The organism is Actinomadura xylanilytica, assembly GCF_030283145.1.
Classification (GTDB): Bacteria; Actinomycetota; Actinomycetes; order Streptosporangiales; family Streptosporangiaceae; genus Spirillospora; species Spirillospora xylanilytica.
The window spans coordinates 16,606-42,875 of the sequence record NZ_JASNWE010000004.1 but is presented as its reverse complement, the minus strand read 5'-3'; the positions used below and the strand labels follow the sequence as shown (position 1 = coordinate 42,875).

The window sequence follows — 26,270 nt, the reverse complement described above, 5'->3', positions numbered from 1 at the left end:
GTTCGGAATCGTTCATCGCAGGTCAGGCAGGCGGCTCGGCGGGCTCAAGCCGGGCAGACCGTGCCACTTTGTCTGTGTCGAAGCCGGTTTCGCGTGCCGGTCGGTGCCGGCCAGTACCGGGGCCGGCCTCGCAGCCGACGGGCTGACCCATCTCACCGTGAGCGGCCTTGGAACGGGGGGAACCTCAAGAATCGGGTGTTGCGCCGGAAGGCCGGTAGGAGCCGACCGGCTCGCGCTCCTACGTGGGCACCTCCCACAGGCGGACGGTGCCGTCCTGGCCGCCGGTGGCGAGGGTACGGCCGTTCGGGCTGAAGCGCACGCTGAGGACGGCGCCGTCGTGCCCGGTGAGCGCCGGGCCGACCTGCCGGTGGCGGGTCACGTCCCACAGCCGTACGGTCCCCTCCGAGCCTCCGGCCGCGAGAATGCGGCCGTCCGGGCTGAACACCGCCGTATGGCAGCGGCCGTCGCACCGGAACGGAGTGCCCGTCTGCTGGCTCCGGGCCACGTTCCACAGGCGGGTGGTCTCACCGCCCGCCGTCGCCAGCGTCTGCCCGTCGGGGCTGAACGCCACGTCCTCCATCCAGGAGTCGTGCCCGGACAGGTTCCCGCTGAGCCTCTTGCGGTCGTACACCTCCCACAGCTGCGCCACACCGCGGGTGTTCCCGGTGTCGGGATCCTCCTCGGTGCCGGTCGTGCCGATGGCCAGCATCCGGCTGTCCGGGGCGAACGCCAGGGCCTGCACGGTGCCGGCGCCGGTCTCCAGAAGCGGGCCCACCTTCCGGTCGTCCAGGTCCCACAGCCGTACGGACTGGTCGGTGTTGCTGGTGGCCAGGACGCGGCCGTCCGGGCTCAGGGCCAGGGACGTCAGGGGCCCGAGATCGATGTCGAGGTCGCCCGGCTCGCCCTTGCCCGACATCGGGAAGAGGCGGAGGTCGCCATCGTCGCCCGCTGTGTACAGGACGCTGCCGCCGTGGCTGATCGCCAGCGCGTTGACGCCGTCGGGGTGGTCGAGGGGCGCACGGCGCTGCTTCCCGTCCGCGACGTTCCAGAGCCGTACCGTGGCGTCGTCGCTGGCGCTGGCCACCGTCCGGCCATCCGGGGTGAACACCAGGTCGCGTACAGACGCGGTGTGCCCGCGCAGCGAGCGGCTCTGCGGCGGGGCCGCGGACCGGTGCGCCCCGGGGTCGCTCCGGGCAGCAGATCCCGACCACGGCGCCACCACCAGGGCGGTGGCCACCGCCGCGCATGCCGCCAGCACGCCGCCCGCCACCAGCGCGCCGCGCGGGGAGACGAGGGCGGTGAACAGGCCGGAGCGGGGGCGGCGGGTGTCGACCAGGGTCGCCACAGGTTCCGGGCCGGGTGCCCACCCGATCCAGGCCCGCCGCTCGTCGATCATCCGCTGCACCGCGGGCGGCCACGGCTGCGCGGCCGGGGCGACCGCGCCGGCCATCGTCGCCAGCCGGGTGGGGGCCGGCCGCCCGGCCGGGTCCTTGGCCAGGCAGGCCGCGACGGCCGGGCGGAGCCGGTCCGGTACAGCGGACAGGTCGGGCTCGGCGTGCACGACGTTGTACAGCGCCTGCGCCGGGCCGGGCCCGTCGAAGGGGCCGCGACCAGTGCAGGCGTACACCAGCACCGACCCCAGCGAGAAGACGTCCCCGGCCGCGGTCGCCGACCCCTCCTCGGCCTGCTCCGGCGACATGTACCCGGGCGTGCCGGCCAGGACGCCGGTCTGCCCCTCGCCACCGTCGCCCTCGGCCGCCCGCGCGACCCCGAAGTCGATGACCTTCGGGCCGTCGGCGGCCAGCAGCACGTTGGACGGTTTGAGGTCGCGGTGCACCAGCCCGGCCCGGTGGATCTCCACGAGCGCGGCCGCGAGCCCGGCCGCCAGCCGCAGCACCGCCGGCTCCGGCAGGGGCCCGGCCGCCCGGACCGCGTCCCGCAGCGACGGCCCCGGCACGTACACCGACGCCAGCCACGGGGTCGGCGCGTCGGCGTCCGCGTCGAGTACGGCGGCCGTGTACGCGCCGGACACTCTGCGGGTGGCCGCTACCTCGGCGCGGAACCGCTCCCGGAAGCCGGAGGCGCCGGTCAGCCGGGCGTGCATGAGCTTCACCGCGACCGGCCGCCCGTCGGGCGCGGACCCCAGCAGCACCCGGCCCATCCCGCCGCGGCCGAGTTCGGCGAGCATCCGGTAGTGCCCGACCCGCTCCGGGTCGGACGCGGCGAGCGGTCGCATGGTCACCTCGCTCACCAGTGGCTCAGGCGCGGGTGCGGCCGGCGACGTCGTAGAGCCACACCTTCTCGTCGCCGCCGACGGCGAGGACCTCCCCGCCCGGGCTGAACGCCACGGCGGAGGCCTTGCCCGTGATGCCGATCGGCTTCCCGACCTCCCTGCGTCCGGCCACGTCCCATAGCCGCACGGTGGCGTCGTGACCGACGGTGGCCAGCAGCCGGCCGTCCCGGCTGAACGCGATGCCCTGCGGGGCGTGGTCGTTCCCGCGCACTATCTCACCGAGCGGAGCCGCACTCCGGATGTCCCACAGCCGCACGGTCAGGTCGCCGCTCCCGGTCGCCAGCGTCCGGCCGTCCGGGCTCATCGCCGCCTGCGTGATCTGGACGGTGTGCCCGCGCAGGGGCTGCCCGACCTCCTTGCGGGACTCCACGTCCCACAGCCGCACCAGATTATAGGCGGTGACGGCCAGCAGCCGCCCGTCCCCGCTGAACGCGATGAACGACATGATGTTCGCCTTGTCGAAGGTGAGCCCGCCCACCTCCTTGCGGGAATCGGTGTCCCACACCTTCAGGTGGGAGCCGACGGCCGCCAGCCGGTCCCCGGCAGGACTGAAGGCCACGTCGCTCACCGGGGCCGGGTCGTCGGTGAAGTCGAACATGGGGATGCCGAGGGTCGCGCCGATCTGCCGGCGGGTCCGCACGTCCCACACCTTGACGCCGCCGTCCATGCTGGCGGTGAGCAGCAGCCGCCCCGCTCTGTCGAACCTGGCCTTGAGGGCCGACTTGGAGGCGATCTTGAGCGGTTGGCCGGACGGCCGCCGGGCCTTGGCGTCCCACAGCCGTACAGTGCCGTCCTCCCCGGCGGTGACCAGGAGATCACCCGAGCCGTTGAACTCCACATGGTGCACGGATCCGGCATGGCCTTCCAGGACTGCCAGCGGCTTCGCGTCCGTACTGCCGCTCCCGCCGGACGTGCTCTTCCGACCGGATGCCGGCTCGCCGTCATCGCGCAGTGCCCAGGCAGCGGTGCCGCCGAGCGCGGCGAGGCCGAGGGCGGCGCCGCCGCCCGCCATCAGCAGGAACCGCCTCCTGTCCGGAGCCGGCGCGACGGCCGTGGGCGTGGGCGCCGGTGCGGGCGGGATGTGCGGCGCCGGGGCCTCCGCGGCCTGAAGCAACCGGGCGACCTCGGCGTCCTGGCGCGCGATCGTGTCATGCACCGGGCCCGGCCAGGGCGGGGCGGACGGCGGTACCTCGCCGATCGACCGCAGCAGTTCGGCGGGCTCCGGCCGTGCGGCCGGGTCCTTGGCCAGGCAGGCCGGGACGATCTCGCGGATCCGGTCTGGCAGGTCGCCCAGCACGGGATCGGTGTGGATCACGTTCTGCAGGGTCTGCGGGGTGCTCCGCGCGTGGAATGGGCCGCGGCCGGTGCAGGCGTACACGAGTGTCGAGCCCAACGCGAAGACGTCGCTGGCGGTGGTCAGGTCCCGCCCCAGGGCCTGCTCCGGGGACATGAAGCCGGGCGTGCCGACCAGGGCGCCGGTATGGGTGAGCTGGGTGCCGTCCTCGCCCTCGACAGCTCGCGCGATACCGAAGTCGATCACTCGCAGGCCGTCCTCGGTGAGCAGCACGTTGGACGGCTTCAGGTCGCGGTGCACCAGCCCGGCGCGGTGCACCTCGATCAACGCGGCGGCGAGGCCGGCTGCCAGCCGGAGCGCCGGTCCGGCCGCTAGCGGCCCGGTCGCGGCGACGACCTCCTGCAGCGACGGGCCTGGAACGTACACCGATGCCAGCCAGGGCTCGGCCGCCTCGGGGTCGGCGTCGATCACCGCCGCGGTGTAGGCCCCGGAGACCCGGCGGGAGGCGCGGACCTCGCGGCGGAATCGGCCGCGGAACTGGTCGTCGTGCACGAGCTGCTCGTCGACCAGCTTGACCGCGACCAGCCGCCCGTCCGGCCCGCTGCCGAGCAGTACCCGTCCCATGCCTCCGCGGCCGAGCTGGGCGAGCATTCGGTAATGCCCGATCTGGCCGGGATCGGACGCCTCCAAGGATCTCACGGCACACCTCCTTTTCTCAAATAGACAGTATCGTCTGATTGGCCATTGCGGAGGCATCCACGATCATCCGTCACTGCGCCGCCACCTTCCTCGCCCCTTCTAATTGGGGTAGTCTGGCGCATTTGTCCGCTATGTAGGTTTTGCCCAAAAGCTGTCCCGTATCGGGGGACGATCTCGGTCGTTGATCTCGCTGTGGAGCACGTGATCAGGACCGATCGGGACGAGTGGTGCCGGTGTTCACTGGCCTGTCGGTGCGGCGGTTCCGCCGTCTGGTGCGGATCGTTTCGTGGTGGTGAGCAGGCCGGTACGGGCCGGCGGTGCAGCCTGCCGCCGGCCGACCGCGTACTGCTGATCGCGGTGTACTACCGCACCAACCTCACGCTCGGGCAGGTCGCGCTGTTGTTCGGGGTGGAAATCGGCCGCGCACCGGGTCGTCGCCCACTCCAACACCCGACTGGTCGTCGCGATCGGACGTTCGATGCCAGGAAACCACAACGATTGCACCGCCTGCCGTGATTCGGACGCCGAAGCGGCCTGCCGGGGCGCACACGTGATGGCCGACGGCGGCTACCAGGGAAACCGGCAGGTCATCATGCCTTACCGGCGGCCCCGCGATGGCGGCGATCCGCCAGCCTGGCAGCACGAACGCAATACCGTTCACAAACGCGTGCGCGCCCGCGTCGAGCACGCCTTCGCGCACATGAAGTGGTGGAACATCCTGCGCAACTGCCGACGCAAACGCGACGGCGTCCTCCACGCCACCCACGGCGTCGCCCTCATGCGCAACCTGGCGATGGCCGGCTGACCACGACCCCGGACGGGCCGCTCACGGGCAACGTGCCCGGCCGCGCTTCTCCATTACGGGACAGCCTTTAGGACGAGCATCAGTTGGCCATCGGGTCCCACCCGAGCACGGCCCTTGTCAAACGATTCTTGGTCTAGGCCTTTGTGTCCAAGCCAGCACCGGACCTGTTGCTCGTTAAGAGGAAGCATCGCCCGCTGGCAGATCAGTTTGAAAGACGGATCGGTAACGTCCCACTGCCATGTCCACATCCTTCATCTTCGGCTTGCCGCGCTACAGGAATCGGACGTGGGAGCTGGTGCGACGAGGTGTCAGGAGGACGTCCCGAAGGCCCGAGAGGTTTACCCGGCTGGAGGTGGCTGCTCACCGAGACGAGGCTCGAGGTCGTGACGTGAGGTTGATCCACTTCAGCGGCGATACTGGACGGGCGTCAGCGCCTGCCGAAAGCGAGGGGAGGGGTGCGATTCGGTAGCTGAGGCGGTCACAATGGTCTGATCAACACTGATGAGCCAGGGAGGGGCACTGTGGTCGCGGCACGCGAAACGACTCTGCAGGAACTACTGGAGGGGTCCAAGCAGTACCAGGTGCCGCTCTACCAACGGACCTACGGCTGGGAGACCGAGCAACTGCAGCGGTTGTGGGACGACGTTGAGCAGCTAGCTGAGGACCGAGCGGAACGTCCGGGTATCACTCATTTCATTGGGTCGCTAGTGCTGGCCCCAAGTCCTACGAACGGACCTGCAGGGGTGCAGGAGTTCCTGGTAATCGACGGGCAGCAGCGGCTGACTACACTGGCGCTCCTACTGTGTGCAATTCGTGATCACCGTGCCGACCATGACGGGCCGGAGCACCGCGCGCGGATCAACGAGCAGTTCCTGGTGAACAAGTGGAAGCCCGAGCAGCAGCGGATGAAGCTCGTACCGACGCAGGCTGACCGGGCGGCCTTCCGCGCCTGCCTGGACGCCACGGCAGAGGCAGGCGGGCAGGACCCGGTGGGACGGGCCTACCGGTTCTTCCGTGCACAACTCGTCACCGTGGACGATCTCGAAGATCCGAACGACATCGAGCAGATCGAGAACGCGGTTATCTCTGGCCTTGCCCTGGTGTCAGTGACGGCTCAGGCCGGTGACAACGCCCACCGCATCTTCGAGTCCCTCAACAACACTGGCCTGCGTCTCACCCAGGGCGACCTGCTGCGGAACTACCTGTTCATGCGGCTGGGAGCAAGGTCGGAGGTGGTGTACGAATCGCTGTGGCTGCCACTACAGGAGAGCCTGACCAGCGAGCAGCTTGAGTTGCTGTTCTGGCTGGATCTGGCTCAGCGGGACCAGAAGGCCAAGCAGACCGACATCTACTCCGGTCAGCAGCGGCGGCTTGAGCGGCTGACCCAGGAGGAGATCGAGGCAGAGGTAGGAAGATTCGCTGTACTCGGTCGGCTCCTGAGAATCATTCTCGAGCCGCAGCAGGAAGCTGACTCGGTGGTGCGGCACCGGCTGGAGCGGCTCGGTGCCTGGGGTTCCACCACGGTCTATCCATTCGTCCTGTATGCCTTGGACCGCCGTGCACGAGGTGAGGCTAATGCCGAACAGGTGGCGCGCGCCCTGCGCTACGTGGAGAGCTTCCTGGTCCGCAGGCTGCTGACCGGACAGCCAACCAAGAACGTCAACCGGATCCTGATGTCACTGGTGACCGAGCTAGACCGCGACCTGCCAGTGGATGAGGCAGTGCTGGGCTACCTGTCGACGGGCCGCAAGTACTTCGCGACCGATGCCGAGGTCCGTGACGCCGTTCCCACAGTGCCGTTCTACCTACATGGGCGTGCCCAGCAGCGGTGGCTAGTGCTGCGTTGGCTGGAGGAATCCTACGGCAGCAACGAGCCTGTGGCAGGGGACAGGCTGACCATCGAGCATGTCCTGCCGCGTACCGTCAGCCCGGAGTGGCGAGCCGTCTTGGAAGGAGACCTAGAAGCGGGAGAAGACCTGGAAGAGGTGCACGAGGCGGTCGTCCACACTCTCGGCAACCTGACCCTGACCGGCTACAACTCCATGCTGAGCAACAAGCCGTTTGCTTGGAAGCGCACCGAACTCGGTAAAAGCAGCATCCGCCTGAACCAGGAGATCGCCGCCTGCAACCGCTGGGGCCGGCCACAGATCCACGCCCGCTCCGAGGGGCTGGCCGAGCGGATTATCGCCGAGTGGCCCGGCCCACCGGGCCGGGGCCACAAGTCCGAGCCGGACTGGGAAGTCATCAAGCGCGCACTTGCCGCGCTGCCCTCTGGCTGGTGGACGACGTACGGTGATCTGGCGGCCCTGGTCGGCGCCCACGCCAGGGTCATTGGCCGCCGTTTGGCCAGCACCCCGCTCCCAAATGCACACCGTGTTTTGCAGGCGGATGGACGCATCACGGATGGGTTCGCCTGGGTGGAAGAGGGGCGCACCGACGATCCTCGCGAGACCCTCAAGAAGGAAGGGCTTACGTTCGATGCGCTCGGGAGAGCTGCCGAACATAGGCGACTGCGGACGGATACGCTCGCGGAGCTTGCTGTGTTGTAACCCAGGATCCTGCCCGCGGTGTTCGGCCACAAGGGCACGACCTCTGCACCAGGCATCGGCCCCGTGCCATGCCGGGCCGACCTGGCGCCAGTTCCTCACTGTTCAAGCGGCTGTGGGTGCTGGTGTTCATCGAGCACGGTAACCCGCAGGATTCATCTGGGCGATGTGAGCGCGAACTCGACCGGGGCGTGGACAGTTCAGCAGGCCCGCAACCTTGCCGTGGACCTGGGCCACCTTATCGACACACTGCGGTTCCTGATTCACGATTGCGATCCGCTGCTCATCACTGCGTTCAGTGAGGTTTTCAAGGCCGAGGGGCTCCGGATCATCACGATCCTGCCGCGGACTTGGTCGAACGCTGCATCGGCCGACTCGAGCAATGGCGCGTGGCATCGCCACCCGCCACGACAAACTCGCCCCAACTACCCAGCCGCCATCACCCTGGTCACAGCCCTGCTAGGGATCAACACACGATCCACCGGACAAGCCCTGGACCACGCCAATGAAGCATACGGCTCGCTGGTGGTCCGGGTGGCGCATCGCGTGTGATCCGCGGGGTGCTGTGTCTGGGCTGGGGGCCGCGAGTGAACATTGAGCGGCGGTGGGGACGAAGTACCCCAGAAACGCTGATGGGCAAACGCTGTGGTGCTTGCGTTTGCCCAGGTCAGAGTGGGTGTGCCGTCAGGGACTTGAACCCCGAACCCGCGGATTAAGAGCCCACTGCTCTCATGTCAGAACAGTGCTCTCGGTGTTAATTGCTATCGCCTTGTCCGCATCGAGCGTCACTTGCGTGGTGCGCTGTGCCGTCGTCTGTTGGCCGGTACCGGTGCCCCCGAGCGAACAACGAGCGAACACGGTAGGCGGGGTGTCGTGTAGTGGAAGGACGTGATGCGTACTCCAGTGGCCTGAGTGGGTGGGGGAGTGGTGGTGCGGTCAGGTACAGACCTTACGGAACTTGACCTCGGGTGGCGTGTACTGGGTCCATTCCTGGTGTGTCAGCGTACGCGCAGCCATTTCACAGGCGAAACCGGCAAGCTCCTTGTCCTCGGGCATCGCTACATCCCACAACCACCCAATGCCGTCGGGGTTCCCCGTGGCAATGGTGTGGCCGTCGGGACTGAACGCCACCGACTCCACGCTGCCGGTGTGGCCGGTGAGGGGTGCGCCGATCGGCTGGTGGGTGCGCACATCCCACAACCGCATGGTCTTGTCGCTGCTGCCGGTGGCCAGGGTGGTGCCGTCGGGACTGAACGCCACCGACTCCACGAAGTCGGTGTGGCCGGTGAGGGGTGCGCCGATCGGCTGCTGGTTGCGCACATCCCACAACCACACGTTCTTCTCCTCGTTCCCGCCGGCGGTGGCCACGGTATGGCCGTCTGGGCTGAACGCTAACGAATCCACGATGCTGGGGTAGCCGGTGAGGGGTTTACTGGTCGGTTTGTGGTCGCGTACATTCCACAAACGCACGGTTTTGTCGTAGCTCCCGGTGGCAATGGTGTGGCCGTCTGGGCTGAACGCCAACGAATACACGTTGTAACTGGTGATGGATTTACCGACCTGGCGGTGGTCTCGTACATTCCACAACCGCAGGGACTCCCTGTCGGCTCTGCCGGGGTTGAGTTTATCGTCCATGCCGATGCTGCCGGTGGCCAGAGTAGTGCCGTCGGGACTGAACGCCAACGAATAAACTCCGCCACTGTGGGTGATGGGTTCACCGATCGGCTGGCGGGAACTCACATTCCACAACCGCACGGTGGCGAAATAGCCGCCGGTTGCCAGGGTACGTCCGTCTGGGCTGAACGCCACCGACACCACCTGCTCGGTGTCTTGGTCATCAGTGAAGAGTTCGCCGATCGGTTCGCGGGTGCGCGCATCCCACAACCACACTGTGTCGTCCGTGCTGCCGACGGTGGCGAGGGTACGGCCGTCGGGACTGAACGCCACCGAACCCACATCGTGGCCGGTGAGGGGTTTGCCGGTCGGCTGGTGGGTGTGCACGTTCCACAACCGCATGGTCCCGTCGCTGCTGCCGGTGGCCAGGGTGGTGCCGTCGGGACTGAACGCCACCGACTCCACGGAGTCGGTGTGGCCGGTCAGGGGTGTGCCGATCGGTTTGTGAGTTTTCACGTTCCACAACCGCACGGTCTTGTCGTAGCTGCCGGTGGCCAGGGTGGTGCCGTCATGGTTGAACGCCACCGAGTCCACGATGCTGGTGTGGCCGGTGAGGGGCTTGCCGGTCGGTTTGTGGGTGTTCACGTTCCACAACCGTGCGGTCTTGTCGCTGCTGCCGGTGGCCAGGGTGGTGCCGTCGGGACTGAATGCCACCGACAACACATCGCTGGTGTGGCCGGTGAGGGGTGTGCCGACCGGTTTGTGGGTGTTGACATTCCACAACCGCACGGTCTTGTCGCCGCTGCCGGTGGCCAGGGTGGTGCCGTCATGGTTGAACGCCACCGAGTCCACGATGCCGGTGTGGCCGGTGAGGGGTGCGCTGGTCGGCTGGCGGATGTTCACGTTCCACAACCGCGCGGTTCCGTCGCTGCTGCCGGTGGCCAGGGTGGTGCCGTCGGGACTGAACGCCACCGACTCCACGGAGTCGGTGTGGCCGGTGAGGGGCGTGCCGATCGGTTTGTGAGTTTTCACATTCCACAACCGCACGCTCTTGTCGCCGCTGCCGGTGGCCAGGGTGGTGCCGTCGGGACTGAACGCCACCGACTCCACGGGGGCCGTATGACCGGTGAGGGAGATGGATTGGTGGGTGCGCGCGTTCCACAACCGCGCGGTCTTGTCGCCGCTGCCGGTGGCCAGGGTGGTGCCGTCGGGACTGAACGCCACCGAATCCACATCGCCGGTGTGACTTTTGAGGACCGCGCGTTCTGGTTTGGCCAGAATGTCGAGAAGGCCGGCGCGGTTTTCGGGGGTTTGCCGGAAGCGCCGGGACGCTACGGCAAGGAGCGCCGAAACCGTCGGGTCGGTGGCCTGCTTCGCTCGTGTGAGGAGCTGGTCGGACACGACGGTGTCGCGTTGGCGGGTGGCTGTGTCGCGTTGCCGGGTCGCGGTGTGTTGCGCCTGGACGGCCCATCCGGTCGCGGTGAGGGACAGCAGGGTGGCGACGGCCAGCAGCAGGGCGGCGATGCGGGTGCGGCGGGTGCGGGCGGTCTGGGTACGGGTGCTGGCGTCCAGCAGGCCGCGCTCGGCACGGTTGGGGAAGGGCGGGTGCCCGGTGCCGGCCCAGCGCATGGCTTGATCGAGATTGATGCCGGTCAGCACGTCACCGCGGCGTCGACCGTTGCTGTCCCAGGTGTGAGCGGCCTGGCGGAGGCGGTGGTGGGCAGCCAGGTCCTGGCGATGGCTGTCGAGCCAGTCGTGGAGTCGGGGCCAGGCCCGCGGCAGCGCCGGGCGGGTCAAAAGGACCCGCTCGGCCGGTCGCGGGGACGGCTGTGGTCCGGCAGGGTCCGGCGTGTGATCACCGGTGATGGTCAGCAGGGGCGCGAACGCCCGTACCACCCGCTCCAGCGCGGCAGGCTCAGGACGGTCGAACAACTCCCTTGCCGGCACCGGGCGGATGGACCATTCCCCCGTCTCCTCTCCGGGCACCACACACCGTAGGAACACCTCGGGGACCAGGCGCTGCTCTTCGGACGGCAGGTCGCTGTAGATGTCCTCGGCGAGTTTCCCCAGTGCCGGGTCGCCCGGTTGCCATCCGCTGTGCGGGGCGGCCCGCCCGGCCGCCCACCTGACCAGGTTCTGCGGTTCGCCGGTGTCCTGGTTGGGATCGCCGGTCAGTGCCGCCAGGATCGCCCGCGCCGACGGGCGTCGCAGCGGATCTTTGTCCAGTGCCGCGGCCACCAGCGCACGTAGCGGTTCGGGCAGCGCCGACAGGTCGGGCTCGTGGCTGCGGACCTGATGAGCAATCTGCGGCAGGTCGCTGCCGGTGAAGGCGTGCCGCCCGGTGGCGGCGAATACCATGATCGCGCCCCAGGCGAACACATCGGCCTCGGCCCCCGCCCGCTTACCCGCATACACCTCCGGCGCCATGTACCGCAGCGTCCCGACCAGCCCGCCGCCCTGAGGGGCCGAGTGGGTCTCCACAACTCGCGCGATCCCGAAATCGATCAACCTGGGACCATCGGGCCCCAGCATCACATTGCCTGGTTTCAGATCGCGGTGCACCACCCTGGCCTGATGGATCGCCGTCAACGCCGTCGCGATCCCGATCCCCAGCCGGTGCAGCTCATCCCCGCCGAACCGGCGCGGCTGCCGGTCACCGGCCCCGGTCACGGCGGCCTGCAGACTCACCCCGTCGATGTACTCACTGACGATGTAGGGCCGCGGCGGCTTCAACCGCACCTGCACGATCCGCGCGGTACAGAACGAGGCGACCCGCTGCGCCGCACGCGCCTCGGTCCCCATCTGCTCCAGATCCTGCGGCGAGTCCGACGCACTGTGCAGTACTTTGACCGCCACCCGTGCCCCATCAGGCCCATAAGCCTCGTACACCACACCCTGCCCACCCGCACCCAGCCGACCCGCAAGCCAGAACTCCCCGACCCGCTCCGGATCTCCCGGCACCAACCGATCCACCAACCCCGACACCCCTTCCCCGAGCCCCGGCCGGCACCCGCCGGCCTCATGTGGAACCAACAACGTCACAATCGATCACCAACGGGTGTGACGCCACCCAAACGAGCGAAGTTCACCACGAGCTCGCCCTGCAGAATTTCGGTACCCATCCGTCCTTTCGGATCGAGCACTACGCTTCCGTAAGTCGGGGTCTGTCCAGGTAATGGCTATATCGCTCTTTGGGCTTTGTTGTATATTCGGTGGCGGCGGCCTGGTTTCAAGGTGTCGCGATCGGTCACACAGGAGATCAACGATCTTGTGAAGCTGTTGTTCTCTGGACCGCCCCCGCCGGTCGTTGAGGATGTGGTGGGCCAAGGCGAGCTGATCTGGGTGCGGGCACGGACACCCGACGGCTCGGCGGCATGCCCGGGGTGCAGTACCGGGTCGGTGCAGGTGCACACCCCCACAGCAGTCCCCCGGCCGAGCTCCCGAGAAGAACTACAGCCGGAAGAATCAATTGCTACGACCGGTTGAGGGCAGGTGCTACTGCGTCTCGCGGATGAGGGTGGCGACCTGACCGTGAAAGCGCACGATGGCGTTGTGCGGTGTGGATTTTATCCACTCTTCGAACCCGGCCATTGAGCATTTGCTGACATTGATCGGAGCGGAGCCGTTCGGGCATTTGCCTCCGGCGACGTACAGGACGGTCTCGTTGCTGGTATAGAAGGCGACGTCGTCGACGATGAACCTGCCCATCGTCAAGTGGTGCAGCCGACCCCACACCGACCCGATCCGCTTGTCCGCCGAGGCGCCCGAGCCTTCAGGAGCGGGGGTGCCCACCGTCGCGGGTGCGGAGTCGGCGGGCGACGAGGGCTCCGCCGCGGATTCGCCGGCGCCGTTACAGGCTGTCAGGACGAGCGTCAGCACGGCCGCCACTGCAGTGATCATGATCTTCTGCATGAACTCCGCTTTCATCCTCGATGCGCGACCGTCGTGATCGGCCCGTCCTGAATGAGATGCGGCGCTGTCAGATGAGGTTGGCGTGCCGAGATGTGATCGATGTTACCCGGTTCGTCCCGAACCCGCCGCCCGTAAGCCTCCTGACCTGCACCGCGAACTCCAAGCGGCTGGCCTCGCCCGCCGCTTGGATCCAACACCCGGCGACTGGCGGGCAGGACGCTGACAGTCCGTGCCAGCAGGCCTATCGCTGGAACCTGGACCGTGTACCGCTCGAATACTTGGTTTCGTGCTCTGAGCTGGGATTTTGCTGCGGGGCTACGGCAGGCACTGCGATCCTCTCGAGGTGTTGTTGTCGGTGTTGTACCGGGCGGTTCGGGGCTTGCTCGGGCTGCTGGTGGTGCTGGTCCGGTCTGATCTGTCCGAGGACGTCGAGTTGCTGGTGCTCCGTCACGAGAACCAGGTGTTGCGCCGTCAGGTCGCAGGTCGGCCGCGCTGGGGTCATGGCGACCGGCTCTGGTTTGCTGCGTTGTCCCGGCTGGTCCCACCGCCGGCGGTGGGCCGAACTCTTTCCGGTTGTTCCGGCGACGATCCTGCGCTGGCGCCGTGACCTCGTCGCCCGTAAGTGGACCTTCACCGATCGGCGGCGCCCAGGTCGCCCCCGCACAGGTGCGGCGGTCAGGATGCTGATCCTGCAGATGGCGAGGGAGAACGCGACGTGGGGGCACCGGCGGATCCAAGGCGAGTTGGCCCGTCTCGGGTACACGGTCGCCGCGTCGACGGGGTGGGAGATCCTGCACGCTGCCGGTGTCGATCCCGCGCCTCGCCGGGGCGGGCCGACCTGGCGGCAGTTCCTGGCTGCTCAGGCGCATGCGATCATCGCGTGCGACTTCCTGGTGGTGGAGACGGTCCTGCTCAAGCGGCTGTATGTGCTGGTGTTAATCGAGCACGGCACCCGCAGGCTGCATCTGGCCGGAGTGACCGCGCACCCGACCGGAGCGTGGGCGGTGCAGCAGGCCCGCAACCTGGCCATGGAGTTGGGGGATCGTATCGGCGCGCTACGGTTTCTGATCCACGACCGTGATCCGGTTCTCACCGCCGCGTTCGATGAGGTGTTCAAAGCCGAAGGGCTTCGGATCGTCAGGACCCTGCCGCGAACGCCGCGGATGAAATGCCCCCCGGACCCCCAAGCCCAGCCCGTCCAGGACCCGGTTGAACTCAACGGTCGGCGATCCATCCGACGAAGATCCGTCGTGAAGGGTGTGATCAACGAATATCATCACGCCGCATAACAACGGCTCAGGCCACGCAACTCAATAATCGAGCGGTACACGCTTTCCGGGTTTGAGTTCCGGAAGATTTGCCGCTGATTATTCACCCCTGGTTCGGGGTTGACGCGGGTTTCGTGCTCGCGGCGGGCCTTGCGTTGGGCGGGGGTGGCCGGGGCTGCGCCGAGGGGCAGGGCAGTGGCCTTGGAGTCGGCGGTGGACTGCGGGTGCGGCGCTGACGTGCAGGGTGTAGCCCTGGCCGCGCCGCACCGCTTGGCCGTGGTCGAGCACGGCCCGCTCGACGTCGTCCAGGTCGACCGCGCGAATGAAGTCGGCGACCTTGCTGGGCATGTCGAGGGTGACCGGCAGTTCGGGGGCAGGGGCTACCGCCTGGCCGCTGGCGTTGTGGGCCGGCATGAGGTTGGCGACGGCGGTGCAGCAGGCGCCGCGACTGACGCCGTGCTCTCGGGCCAGGGCGGCGGTCGAGGTGCCGTCGGAGTAGGCGGTGCGGACAACGCCGATCGTGACGGCGGTGATAGCGGGGCGGCGGCCGCCCTTGTCGCCCTTGGCCTTGGCGGCGCGTAGTCCGTCGTAGGTGAGCTCGCGTTGCAGGTCGCGTTGGAGTTCGCCGGCGGCGGCCAGGGTCTGCACGATGAACTTCACCGTGGACAGCAGCTGGCCGGTGCGGGGGTGGCGGGCGGTGAGGCCCATGCCCGAGAACGCGCCGTCGTGGATGCGCAGGGCCAGTCGATCGCGGTGCAGCACGTCCAGGACGTCGAGGATGTGGCCGGTGCCGCGCACCAGGCGGAACATCTCGGAGATGTGCACGGTGTCGCCGGGCCGGGCATAGGTGAGCAGTTCACCGAACCTGGGGCGCTGGAGCGGGTGCAGGCGGCTGGAGGTCCCGGCCTGTTCCTCGAAGACGACCGGGTTCTCGATCTGGGCCTCGGCCAGGACGAGGTTCTGCCGGGCGGTGGAATGCTGGTCGGTGGAGACCCGTTTGTAGACCAGGTTCGCCATCGAGGGAGCCTTCCGGTGGGCTGGAACGGCTACTTTCGGTCGTCAAACCTGTCATGAATCGGCATTGGATCCGATTGGATCGGCGCGGCCGTCGAGCCCTGGTCCGGCAGGGTCCATTGGACGCGTGCGGCGCCTGTCGTCAACCGTTCGTTTGCCGACACCATATAAGCCAGTTTCGCAAGGCTGCGGCCCGGCCCGCCAGCTACCGCTGAAGATTCCCCCGCCCTCAAGTTCCGAAAGTCATACCCCGAGGCGTCCGCCGCCGCTGCCGCTTCACCAATCGGATTGACGTCGCATCGGCTCGCCTGATATTAATCCACCAACTGGTTGGTGGATTAATGGAGGCGGGCATGGCGGCGACACGACGAGGCAGGCCACCGGCTGGTCCGGAGCGTCGGAACGCGCTGGTGCAGGCGGCGTACCAGTGTCTGGCCGAAGGCGGGTTCGAGCGGTTGCGGATGCGGGACGTGGCCGCCCAAGTGGGTATCGACCACTCCTCGATCCATCACCACTTCCCCACCAAGCAGGATCTGGTGGTGGCGGTCGTGGACTACGCCACCGGGCAGTTCCGGTCGACCACACCACCGGACGGCGGCCCCGTTGAGCGCCTGCGGGACCATCTGGCCACGCTCCGCCAGAAGATCGCCGACCAGCCCGAGCTCCACATCGTCCTGCGCGAGTTGGATCTGCGGGCCCGGCGCGACTCCGAGCTGCGGGAGATCATCGCCAGCCGGGAGGAAGGCTGGCGGAACTCACTGCGCGCTCTGCTGACCGATGCCGCCGCGGCCGGAGCGCTGGGCCCGGGCCTCGATCCGGCAACGGGAGCGGAGCTGGTCATCGCCACCGTCAAGGGAGCGAGCCTGGCTTCCAGCCGCGCCGGCGACGTCCTCGAACTGCTCGATCAGCTGCTGATCCGCACCTGACCCCCGGTCTGCCCCCCAGGAGGAACATCTCATGTCCACACGTCCACTCCGGGCCGTCATCGTCGGGGCCGGCATCGGCGGCCTGTGCCTGGCGCAGGGCCTGCACGCCGCCGGGATCGACGTCGCGGTTTTCGAACGCGACGCCGCGCCCGATGCCCGGTTGCAGGGATACCGGCTCAACATCGAACCAGTCGGTAGCCGGGCGCTGCACGACTGCCTTCCCGCGCACCTGTGGCAGGTCCTGGTGGCCACCGCCGGTGATCCCGGACCCGGCATGGGGGTGTTCACCGAGCGGCTCCGGCTGCTGATGCGGGAGGACGCCCCGCCCGCAGAGCGTGACCCGTCCGAACAGACGCACGCGGTCAGCCGCGTCACGTTGCGGCGGCTGTTGCTTGCCGGTCTGGACGACGTCGTCCACTTCGGCAAGGAGTTCACCGGCTACCGGCAGAACGCCGACGGCACCGTCACCGCCCAGTTCGCCGACGGCACCTCGGCCACCGGCGACCTGCTGGTCGGCGCGGATGGCGTCAACTCTCGCGTGCGGCGGCAACTGCTGCCACACGCGCGACGGACCCCCGTACCCGGCGTCGGGATCGGCGGCAAACTCCGGCTCGACGACGGGGCGGCGTGGCTGCCCGAGGAGATGACCAGCACCAAGAACATGTTCCTGCCCAAGCGGGACTTCCTGTTCACGGCGGTGTTCCGCCGCCGGGAGACCGATGGGGCCACCGTCGAACGCATCGGCGACCAGATGCGGGCCGTGGGCCTGGACCCAGAACTGCTCGTCCAGGACGCCAAAGACGACGACTACGTCATGTGGGCCTACGTCGCCCACCGGCGCGTGCTGCCCGCAGACCTGCTCGACGCCCCGGCGGGCGGGCGCGGGCAACGGCTGCGCGAATTGGTCACCTCTCGCCTGGCCGACTGGCATCCCGACCTGCGCGAGCTGATCGCCCAGACGCCCGCCGACACCATCGAGCGATTCGATTTCGCCACCGCCGAGCGGGTGAAGCCTTGGCCGACCACGAACGTGACCGTGCTGGGCGATGCCATCCACTCCATGCCGCCGGTCGGCGGTCTGGGCGGCAACGCGGCGCTGTACGACGCAGGCGCGCTGCGCCGCGCGTTGATCGCAGTCGGCCAGGGTGAAGACGACCTGCTCCCCGCCCTCGCCGCCTACGAGCGCGCGATGTTGAACAACGGCTTCGCCGCCGTGCGAGCCGCGACCATGTACCTGCGCCTGGCCACCCTGCCCAGCCGCGCGGTCCGCACCATCGCACGGACGTTCTTCCGGCTGTGCGGCGTCCTCCCCCCACTGCGCCGCGCGATCTTCTCGGACTGACCCTTCACCGGGCGTTCCCAGTCGGCCGACCGGTGTCCGGTTCGTTGCTCCGCAGCAGCGCTGAACCGCGCGCCCGGTTCTGCGCGGGGCCGGACACCGAACTCGGGGCGGAGGGCCAAGCAGCGACGCCGAAGGGCGCCCCCGTTAAGAGGGCGCCCTTCGGCGTGGCCACCTATGCCGCGCTGACGTCACTGCCCAGCCGGTGAGTGCTCACCAGATGCCATCTCGTGGTGGACGGGGTCGTGGAAGGGGCGGAGCCCAGCACTCGGTTCGGCGCGGGTGAAGGCGTAGCGGCCCAGGAAGTTGATCGCTGGGTGTGCCGGCGGACCGGTCCGTAGTAGCGCTGAAGCGGCGCAGATGTCGTCGGTGAGGGTGAACCCGATCGCGTATTTGGGTCGGCGCCGGGGCCGTCCGGTCGAGGAACTCAGGGGATACCCCCTGGCCGGGCTTGTTCATAAGTACTCGCAGGTCACATGGGTGACAGGATCTCCGGCGCCCACAATGACTCTCTTCACGTCCGGCGGCGCTTTTGGTGGCGGTGCTTAGGGGTGGAGCGCTGGCGCGGTGGCTTCTTGCGGGTGGGCTGTTGTTGGGCGTTGCGGCCGCGGGAGCTGTTGGGGGTGCGGCCGCGGACGATGCCGATCAGTTCCTCCATGAGGTCGGTCGTCACGGCCTCAAGCCAGGCCAGGCCGATCTGGGATTGAGGAGCGTCGGTCACGGTGCGGTAGGTGAGGTCTCTGCGGTGGTGGAGGCGGGCCAAAGACTGTGGGAGCAGTAGGGTGCCGGCCCCCGACGCCACCAACTCGATCGCATCAGCGGTGTCCTCAGGACGGGTGAAGGCAGGCTGCCCGGGGCGGTCGCCCCAGGTCAAGACCTCGTCGAGCGGCTCGAACACGTCCTCGTCGGCGAGATCGGCAAGCTCCACCTCCTCCACCGCGGCCACCGCGTGATCCTTGGGCACCACCACGACGGTTGTTTCCAGGTACAGCGGGATCACATGGAGGGCCTCGCGGTCGACGGGCAGGCGTACGAACGCCGCGTCCACATCACCCTTCCGCAGCAGGGGGACAACATCGGCGGCGGGGAGCTGCACCAGCCGAAGCGGCACATCCCGCACCCGCTCGGCCCACACCCCAGCCCACTTCGCGGGCGTCACCCCCGGCACGTAGGCCAGCCGGAACTCACCTTTGGTCACTCCCACAGCCTAGTCACGTCCAGGCAGCCCCCATCCGCTGGCTACCCTTGAGGTCATGAGCACGTTCAAGGCAAAGACCCCGCAGACCATGAAGTCCGCGACCGCGGCCAAGAAGCTGGGGATCCTGCTGTCGGCAGCGCCCACCGAGTTCCAGGAAGGCCCTGTCTCCCGGGACGGATTGAACGCGCTCCAGGCTGACCCGCCCTCTTGGCTCGTCGACCTTCGCCGCGAGGGCCCCCACCCCCGCCAGGTCGTCGCCGCCAAGCTCCGTGTCTCCGCCTCAGGTCTGGCCCGCGCCGGCATCACGGGCCCCCTCACCACAGCCGAGATCGAGAACCTGAAGGCCGAGAACCCCGACTGGCTAGAACGCGAGCAGGCCATCCGAGCCAAAGTCCGCGAAGAGGAACTCCGCCTCAAGCAGCAGCGCGCCAAGGCCTGACTCACGTGATGCCCCCGGCCGACGTGCAGGACCGAGGCATCCCAGGATGCCAAGCCGGCTGGGAAGTGTACGGTCTCCGATTCTGTCGCTCTTTCGGTGATAGATCCCCAAGAACTCGGCGGTGCTCTGCCCGTTCCTGAGGTTCCCCCCGTTCCACGGCCCGTTGGTGTTGCCCCGGTTTCACGGACTCGGTGATGAGGAGACCAGGTTCGACGGGTGGGTGGTTTCGAAATGTATCGGGCTCATGTAGTGCAGGGCGGAGTGGCGTCGGTGGCGGTTGTAGAACCCTTCGATGTACTCGAGAATCGCGTTGGCGAGTTCTACGCGGGTCTGCCAGCGTTGCCGGTCGAGCAGTTCGGTTTGCACGCGCGCCCAGAACGATACGGCCACGGCGTTGTCGTACGGGTCGCCGATCGTCGAACTGGATAGCGATCAGCCCTTCAGGTTGAGGGGGCCGTAGCCGACCTTGCGGGCGTGGCGCCGGAGGGTCTCCTCGGTGAGGGGCGAGGGGAGTTCGAGCTGGCCGGACATGCGTTCCAGGAACTCGGTGAGCTGGTCCCGGGTGCGGCGGGTGGTGGAGACGTAGGCGAGTGCGCGGCTCAGGGCGGCTTTCTCGCGGGTTGCGGAGTCGTTGCACCACAGCTGGAGGACGTGGCTGCGGGGGGCGACGTACGCGCCGAGCATGCTCAGGGAGAATGTGTTCTTCGGGCGGCTCTCCTTGTCGGTGTACCGGGACGGCGGCAGGTTGAGGCGGGGGCTGTCATGGTCCTGCCACACGATCGCGTCTGGGGCGATGTCGCGCTGGCGCATCCAGCCGGCGAAATGGTCGCGCGGCTCCTCGGCGTCCGAGGCCTCCATGACATGGGTGGACCTCGGCCAGTTGTTGAAGATCTTCTCGATGTGCAGGTCGCGGCGGTCGGCGACGCCGGAGTAGACCATCGTCGTGCGGGCGCCGCCCGCGCGCGCCCTGATGACGTAGCAGGGCAGGAACGCCTGGTCGACGCTCGACACTTCGAGGTTCAGTAGCTCGTCGGGCAGGTCGTAGTCGCCACGGTCGGGACGCCGGGCCAGGTCGTCGACGGCGCCCGGTTGGAAGGGTCCGCCGTGTTGGAGCAGGCGGAAGGTGCGCTGGGCGTGGGCGGCCTCACGGTCGAGGACGCGGACGCCGGGCGCGTAGTGGGCCGTGCGCAGCGGGCCGCAGCGGACGCCGTCGAAGTAGATCCGGAGCTTCTCGCGCTTCTCGACGTAGCGGCGGTCGTCGCGGACCGCCCGGAAGCCGCGTGGTGTGAGGGTCAGACTGCCACCGTTCGCCTGGACGTGACCGATGCCGTGCAGGAACCGCAGGACCTGGTCGACCATGCGCTCGGAGACGCCCAGGAACGTGGCGATCTCCGGGGTGGTGGTGAAGCGCGCGTCGGCAATGGCCAGGCCGACGTACCGGTCGAGCAGGTCGAACGGGCCGCGTTCCTCGATCGTGGCGTCCAGTTCGGCGGCGTGTAGGGGGAACGCGAGGGAGTGGACGCGGAGGGGCCGGACGCCGGGGAGGCTCGCCGCGTGTTCCAGCGCGCGGGTCTGGGCGTAAAGCGGGCCGTCGTTCCTGCTCACGTGTCCTCCCCGAGAGCGCCCATGACGTCGCGGTAGGCGCGGAGGTCTCCGCGTCGCCGGACGTGCTCGTGCAGGTTGTCGACCATGCCGCGGAAGAGCGGGTCGCCCGTGTTGAGCAGCGTGCTGAGGTCGCCGATGAGGATCAGCCGCTGCCGGGCGCGGGAGAACGCCACGTTCGAGCGGCGGACCTCCCTCAGGAACCCGATGTGACCGGAGGGATTGCTGACCGTGAAGCCGAAGATGATCGTGTCGTGTTCGCCGCCCTGGAACGAGTCGACGGTGGCGACGCGACGGGCGATCGTGTCCTCGTCGCCGATCTCCTTCGCCAGCAGTTCGGAGACCAGCCCGATCTGCGCGGAGTATGGAAGGATCACCGCCCAGTCGCCGGAACGCGCGTGGTAGTGGGCGGCGAGCCGGGCCGCCAGTTCGGCCTCCCGGTCGTTGAGCCAGCTCCGCTTCGGCCAGGGTTCGTCGGGTCTCGGTCTCCTGCTGCGGCGTTCTTTCTGGGGCAGCGTCGAGGTGTCGACGAACGCCAGCGGCGCGGCGAACAGGTCGTCGCGGTGCGTCCGCTCGACGGCGGTCTCCAGGAATCCGCCGTAGAACTGGTCGGACACGAACCGGGCCACGATCTCGGGCATCCGGCGCTGGTAGCGCAGCAGTTCACGGTGTCCCGGCGGGACCTTGGGAAAGGCGAGCTCGAACGCGCTGTGGGTGACCAGGCGGGCCAGGTCGGGGTCGTTCGGGTGCTCGGCCGTCGCCCAGGTGAGGAGCTCCTGGTCGGGCAGCGGCGGCAGCTGGACGTGGTCGCCGACCATGACGGCCCGCCGCGCGCGGACGAGCGGCACGAGCGCGTCCACGGTGGCGATCTGCCCCGCTTCGTCGACGACGGCCAGGTCGAAGCCGACGTCGTCGAGATGTTCGCTCGTCGCGCTGCCGATGCAGGTCGCGCCGATGACGTCGGCGTACCTGATCAGCTCTCCGTACAGCTGTTCGGTCCGGCGGCTGAGCCGTTCGCGCCAGGATCTCAGCAGCTCCAGCCTCCGGCGGGCCAGGGCGAGCGCCTGTTCCGCGGCCTCATGGAAGACGGCCAGCGCGGCGGGGTCGGCCGCGATCGGCGGTAGGGGGCCGTCGAGCAGGTCGCGCAACGCTCCGGCGACGCCCGCGGCCTGGTCGGCGCGGGCGCCCTGCTCAGTGAGGGCTTGCTGATGGTCGCGACGGAGCGCGTTCAGCTCGGGGTGGGTGCCACGAACGCGGGCGAGCTCGGCCAGCAGCCCCTTCCGGTCGTTGTCGATCGCGGCGAGCGTCCGGTGAACCCCGTCCGCCTCGGCCCGCGCGTTGGCGGCCTCGCCGTCGATGCGAGTCACCCGTCTCCTGACGAACAGCCCGATCAACGGCATCTCGGCCGTGCGCCGGGCTTTGGCCAGCGAACGTTCCAGACGCTGGAGCACCTCGACGCGCTCGGCGAGCATCGCCTGGTGCTGCCCGGTGGCCTGGTCGAGCGTGCCGAGCCTGCGCCTCAGGTCGAGGGTGACCTCGCCGTCCTTCGTCGCGACGGCCGCGGCGCGGCGCCCGACGTCCTCGACGGCCTCGACGAGGCGTTCCCTGTCGTAGGCGAACTGGCGGCACAGGGCGTCGGCGGCTCCTCCGGCCGGGTCGGCGGCGGCGTAGCGCCGAAGGTGCGGCTCGGTCCGTTCGACGATGTGCTGCTGGAGCTCACCGGCGCGGGCCTCGAGCGTGAGGTGCTTGCAGTCCGCGGTGACGCCGTCCTCGCGCCCGACCCGCAGAACGAGCAGGTCGTCGGGCAGGTCCTTGAGCACGTTGTCGACGGCGCGGTTGGTGTACGAGGTGACCAGGACCTTGCGGTCCTCCTCGGCGCAGGCCAGGACGAGCTGCCGGATCGTGTGCGTCTTGCCCGTGCCAGGCGGCCCTTGGATCAGGGCCAGGTCCGGGACTTCCAGGGCTTTGTGGAAGGCGCTGAGCTGGCTGGGGTCCAGGGGCTCGGCCGGGCGGGTCCCGACCGCCGGGCGGAACGGCTGGTAGACGCCGTCCACCAGGGCGGGTAGCAGCGCCGGATTGTGCGAGCGCCGCTCCCTCAGGATCTCGACGGCCTCGCGCCGCTTGTCGTAGGCGACCAGGTTGGGCGACTCGGCGAACGAGCCGACCTCGGGGATGCGGTCGAAGTCCACGGGACGTTCGAACCGGACTCTGGCCACGCCCTCGTCGATCTGCTCGACCCGGCCGCGCAGGTCGGGTTCGCCGTCGATGTGGACGCGGGAGCCGGTGGTCAACCGGCCCGCATTGAGCAGGTGGAACGCGTGCACCGACCTGGCCGAACGGCGAACCGCCGCCACGGGTGCCACCCTGCGGTAGGTGGACAGGCGTCCGGCGCCGCCGGTCGCCTCGATCCGGCGCCCCTGCTCGATCAGCGTCGTCAGGCGGTCGAGGTACCGGGCGTGCGTGTCGGGGAGGTCCTGGCGTGGCTCGTGCGAACCGATGATGCCGGCGTTCCAGGCGGCCTGGACGGCGGGCCAGCCCGATAGGTGGCGAAGCTCGCTGGGGTGGGCGTGGACCCGCCACCCACCTGCCCGCAGCAGCAGCGCTCCCCGGGCGATCTGGTCATGGTCGTCGAAATGGAGGGGGTGGATGCCCCCCACCCAGTAGCCTCGCTCATCGCGAGTCGGGAAGAGCATGAGGGCGTACCGGTCATCCACGTAGACCTTGAGGAAGTCGTCGCGCCCGTCCCTGCCGCGTTCGACCCGGCCGGCCAACGGCTGCCGCGGCCCGTACGCCCAGAGGTCTCCCGTGATCGCCTGCAGGTCGGGCAGGAACGGGTGCCGGACACGCTGTCTCATCAAGGTCTCGGGGAACTTCCGGGACCAGACGAGCCCGACCTCGGGCCCCAGATCGACGACCTTTCCCGTCACGTTCCTCTCCCCAGGGTCAGCGGCGCAGTTGCGCACCGAGTTCGCTGATGTGGCCTCGTTCCGCCGGATCCTCCGAGAGGGCCCGGGCGAGGGCTCGCGCGAATCCCTCAGGAACGGCCGGATTGAGGATCGAGGCCGACACCATCGGGACCGGCGACCGTCCCGTCACGATCAGGTGAACGAGCTCGGCGAGCGCGCGAACATCATCGGCGGGCGCGAACCGATCGGACGGATCGCTGGAATGGGCGAAAGCACGGCCGGTGTCGCGCAGGGCGAGCGCTCCTCGCCGATCGGTCAAGATCGAGCCGAGTGTGAGGTCGCCATGGGTCAGCCCCCTGGCGTGCAAGGCGGCGAGGCCCGCGCACACGTCCTCGAGAGCCGCGCCGAGCACCTTTACCGTCTCCGCCGCGCGCCCTCGGCCTTCGTAGAAGTCCCCCATCGAGGTGAACGACGGAACGTCGACGGCGAGCACCAGCTCCGCCGGCGTCAGCGCAGCCGCCGCCACCGCGGGCAGGCCTGGCAGCCCTTCGCCGAGGAGGTCCTGTTCGGCCGCGAGCTCCGCGCGCCACTGCAGGGTCTCGGGACCGGGCTCCCGCGATTCGGCCCTCCGGAGCCAGACGTGCCGGCCGTCCCGCCCGAGGGCGAAGGTCCGGGAGACGACGGTGGCGTTGTCGGCCGACCACTGCTCGACCGGAGCGCCCGCGACCCTGAACAGATCCTCGCCGATCTCGACCACCTCGCCGAGACCGAGGGGATCCTCCGCGCCCTCCTTGACCGGCTCAGGGCGTGCCCTCTCGACCGCAACCCAGCCCTCGTGCTCAGCCTTGATCGCGAGCAGTGTCTCCCCGGGCCAGAGCGCGGGGGCCTTGTCGATGGTCCGGTGGCAGGCGGGGCAGAGCAGCATGAGATTGGCGACTCCGTCGATCTCGGCAGGCCTGTCCATCTCGGCGCGCGGCCCGCCCGGAGAGGACGGGGCGATGTGTCCCATCTCGCCGATGTGCGCCGTGCTCCCGCCGATGTCAACCTTCCGAAGGCACATGCTGCACCGCCGGTCAGCGGCGTCGAACAGGGCCCGCTGCACGCTCGCCAGAATTTTCTGCCGCTCCTTCTTGGCCACGCGGGGAATCGTAACGACCCACCAGGACAATCCGCCGTGGTAACACCACAAAACGCAGCCGAACGACATTCAGTGATCAATCTGGGAGGATGTAGGACCTTGGGCTTCGCGGTCCCCGGGGGACTCGATCAGCACGAAGTCGATGGGCCCATGGACGTCGGTCTCGGTCATCAGCACTGGAGCCCACCCGGTTCCGTTCACAGCAGGAAGCGAGCGGCTCGTCGCGTTGAGCGTCCCCTATGGTGCTGTGGGGTGTAGGTGTCGGCGGTAACGATTTGACGAGTGCTGGTGGGGTGTACCGGCGGTGCGGCTGCCTGCACCCCGAGACTGGCAAATCCTGGGGCCGCTCCTGTCCGAAGCTCGTGCCTGGGCGGCGGTATGGCAGTTTGTATCTGCGGCTGGAGCTTCCCGCCGACCTGGATGGCCGCCGCAGGCGGATCCGCCGTGGCGGCTCGCAACCCGCAAGGCTGCCGGGGCGGCGCTGACCCGGCTCCGAACGCCGAGCGCAGGGACGCGAGTTCGAGCTTGCTGACGGTGGGGGACTGGCTGTCGCACTGGATCGCGACCCGCAACCGCGCCTCCTCCACCGTGCGCGGCTACACCAGTCATGTCCGGCTTTACCTGTCCCCGTACCTGGGCAAGCTCATCCTGGCCGAGGTCTCGGTGGCGCATGTGCATGCGATGTTCACCGCGATCGCTCGGCACAGCGAGGCGCTGGGCAAGCCGATGTCGCCGGCGACGCTGAACCGGATCCGCGCGACCTTGCGGACAGCGCTCAACGCCGCCATCCGCCAAGGCCTGCTCAGCGACAATCCTGCCGCCCGGGTGGAGTTGCCGGGTGCGCGCCGTCCGCGGGCGGTGGTGTGGACCTCAGCGCGTGTCGAGCACTGGGAGAAGACCGGGGAGCGGCCGGCGGTGGCGGTCTGGACGGCGGCGCAGACGGCCGAGTTCCTGTACGCCATCGGCGACCACCGCCTCTACGCCGCCTACCACCTGATCGCACTGCGCGGCCTGCGCCGTGGCGAGGCCGCCGGGCTGCGCTGGTGCGACGTCGACCTGGACGGAGGCGTGGCGGTCATCACCCAGCAGCTGCAGCAGTATGACCGGCATCTGACGGCCTGCCCGCCCAAGACCGCTCGTAGCGCCCGCGTCATCGCTCTGGACCGCACCACCGTCGCCGCGCTGCGCGACCACAAAGACGGTCAACGACACGAGCGCGCCCGGGCCGGCAAGCAGTAACCGCGACAGCGGGTACGTTTTCACCTGCCTCAACGGCG

At 68.9% G+C, this 26,270-nt stretch carries 18 protein-coding genes and 1 pseudogene; 9 read left to right on the top strand and 10 right to left on the bottom strand.

Going from position 1 to position 26,270, the window contains the following annotated elements; genetic code table 11:
- Positions 1 to 238 precede the first annotated feature (238 nt).
- Entirely contained in the window at positions 239 to 2,236 is a 1,998-nt protein-coding gene (locus QP090_RS23990; RefSeq protein WP_285942782.1) for a WD40 repeat domain-containing serine/threonine protein kinase, read from the bottom strand.
- A 22-nt stretch (positions 2,237 to 2,258) separates the two neighbouring features.
- Entirely contained in the window at positions 2,259 to 4,286 is a 2,028-nt protein-coding gene (locus QP090_RS23985; RefSeq protein WP_285941474.1) for a WD40 repeat domain-containing serine/threonine protein kinase, read from the bottom strand.
- Between the two features lie 224 nt (positions 4,287 to 4,510).
- Here QP090_RS23985 and QP090_RS23980 point away from each other — a divergent pair.
- The 3 genes and pseudogenes from QP090_RS23980 to QP090_RS23970 all read left to right on the top strand — a co-directional run bounded on the left by QP090_RS23980 (position 4,511) and on the right by QP090_RS23970 (position 8,189).
- Positions 4,511 to 5,091: pseudogene (locus QP090_RS23980) on the top strand (transposase family protein).
- 521 nt (positions 5,092 to 5,612) lie between these two features.
- Positions 5,613 to 7,640 (top strand): GmrSD restriction endonuclease domain-containing protein, encoded by a 2,028-nt coding sequence (locus tag QP090_RS23975; RefSeq protein WP_285941472.1) that lies wholly within the window; start codon positions 5,613 to 5,615, stop codon positions 7,638 to 7,640.
- A gap of 165 nt (positions 7,641 to 7,805) precedes the next feature.
- A complete protein-coding gene (locus QP090_RS23970) occupies positions 7,806 to 8,189 on the top strand; it encodes a hypothetical protein (protein ID WP_285941471.1) in 384 nt (127 codons plus the stop codon).
- 384 nt (positions 8,190 to 8,573) lie between these two features.
- On the opposite strand, the gene QP090_RS23965 is transcribed toward QP090_RS23970, so the two are convergent.
- Together QP090_RS23965 and QP090_RS23960 are read right to left on the bottom strand one after the other, a co-directional pair.
- Positions 8,574 to 12,212, bottom strand: coding sequence for a protein kinase domain-containing protein (locus QP090_RS23965; RefSeq protein WP_285942781.1), 3,639 nt, complete (start codon positions 12,210 to 12,212; stop codon positions 8,574 to 8,576).
- A 534-nt stretch (positions 12,213 to 12,746) separates the two neighbouring features.
- Positions 12,747 to 13,163, bottom strand: coding sequence for a hypothetical protein (locus tag QP090_RS23960; protein WP_285941470.1), 417 nt, complete (start codon positions 13,161 to 13,163; stop codon positions 12,747 to 12,749).
- Positions 13,164 to 13,506: 343 nt separating this feature from the next.
- Here QP090_RS23960 and QP090_RS23955 point away from each other — a divergent pair, with 343 nt between their 5' ends.
- Positions 13,507 to 13,770, top strand: a complete 264-nt coding sequence (locus tag QP090_RS23955; protein ID WP_285941468.1) for a hypothetical protein — start codon at positions 13,507 to 13,509, stop codon at positions 13,768 to 13,770.
- Positions 13,771 to 13,843: 73 nt separating this feature from the next.
- Entirely contained in the window at positions 13,844 to 14,452 is a 609-nt protein-coding gene (locus QP090_RS23950) for a hypothetical protein (protein ID WP_285941466.1), read from the top strand.
- A gap of 78 nt (positions 14,453 to 14,530) precedes the next feature.
- Here QP090_RS23950 and QP090_RS23945 read toward each other — a convergent pair whose 3' ends face one another.
- On the bottom strand, positions 14,531 to 15,448 hold the full coding sequence (locus QP090_RS23945; RefSeq protein ID WP_285941464.1) for a recombinase family protein: 918 nt from the start codon (positions 15,446 to 15,448) through the stop codon (positions 14,531 to 14,533).
- 350 nt (positions 15,449 to 15,798) lie between these two features.
- On the opposite strand from QP090_RS23945, the gene QP090_RS23940 reads away from it, so the two are divergent.
- Together QP090_RS23940 and QP090_RS23935 are read left to right on the top strand one after the other, a co-directional pair.
- Complete coding sequence (locus QP090_RS23940) at positions 15,799 to 16,371, top strand: TetR/AcrR family transcriptional regulator (RefSeq protein ID WP_285941462.1); 573 nt, start codon at positions 15,799 to 15,801, stop codon at positions 16,369 to 16,371.
- A gap of 31 nt (positions 16,372 to 16,402) precedes the next feature.
- Positions 16,403 to 17,713: an FAD-dependent oxidoreductase gene (locus QP090_RS23935; protein ID WP_285941460.1), complete on the top strand. Its 1,311-nt coding sequence runs from the start codon at positions 16,403 to 16,405 to the stop codon at positions 17,711 to 17,713.
- A gap of 511 nt (positions 17,714 to 18,224) precedes the next feature.
- On the opposite strand, the gene QP090_RS23930 is transcribed toward QP090_RS23935, so the two are convergent.
- Positions 18,225 to 18,908 (bottom strand): LysR family transcriptional regulator substrate-binding protein, encoded by a 684-nt coding sequence (locus QP090_RS23930; RefSeq protein WP_285941458.1) that lies wholly within the window; start codon positions 18,906 to 18,908, stop codon positions 18,225 to 18,227.
- Positions 18,909 to 18,963: 55 nt separating this feature from the next.
- Between QP090_RS23930 and QP090_RS23925 the strand changes: the two genes are divergently transcribed.
- Positions 18,964 to 19,347, top strand: coding sequence for a DUF5997 family protein (locus QP090_RS23925; protein WP_285941456.1), 384 nt, complete (start codon positions 18,964 to 18,966; stop codon positions 19,345 to 19,347).
- A gap of 180 nt (positions 19,348 to 19,527) precedes the next feature.
- Here the strand turns inward: QP090_RS23925 and QP090_RS23920 are convergent, their stop codons facing one another.
- The 4 genes from QP090_RS23920 to QP090_RS23905 are packed head-to-tail and all read right to left on the bottom strand — an operon-like array spanning position 19,528 to position 24,993.
- The gene (locus QP090_RS23920) at positions 19,528 to 19,761 is read right to left on the bottom strand and encodes an integrase core domain-containing protein (protein WP_285942780.1); all 234 of its coding nucleotides are present in this window, start codon (positions 19,759 to 19,761) and stop codon (positions 19,528 to 19,530) included.
- 18 nt (positions 19,762 to 19,779) lie between these two features.
- A complete protein-coding gene (locus QP090_RS23915) occupies positions 19,780 to 20,952 on the bottom strand; it encodes a hypothetical protein (RefSeq protein WP_285941454.1) in 1,173 nt (390 codons plus the stop codon).
- Positions 20,949 to 23,876, bottom strand: a complete 2,928-nt coding sequence (locus QP090_RS23910; protein ID WP_285941453.1) for a DEAD/DEAH box helicase — start codon at positions 23,874 to 23,876, stop codon at positions 20,949 to 20,951. The genes QP090_RS23915 and QP090_RS23910 overlap by 4 nt, the downstream gene beginning before the upstream one ends.
- 16 nt (positions 23,877 to 23,892) lie before the next feature.
- On the bottom strand, positions 23,893 to 24,993 hold the full coding sequence (locus tag QP090_RS23905) for a hypothetical protein (protein WP_285941451.1): 1,101 nt from the start codon (positions 24,991 to 24,993) through the stop codon (positions 23,893 to 23,895).
- A 534-nt stretch (positions 24,994 to 25,527) separates the two neighbouring features.
- Between QP090_RS23905 and QP090_RS23900 the strand changes: the two genes are divergently transcribed.
- Positions 25,528 to 26,232, top strand: a complete 705-nt coding sequence (locus QP090_RS23900) for a tyrosine-type recombinase/integrase (protein WP_285941449.1) — start codon at positions 25,528 to 25,530, stop codon at positions 26,230 to 26,232.
- Positions 26,233 to 26,270: the final 38 nt, after the last annotated feature.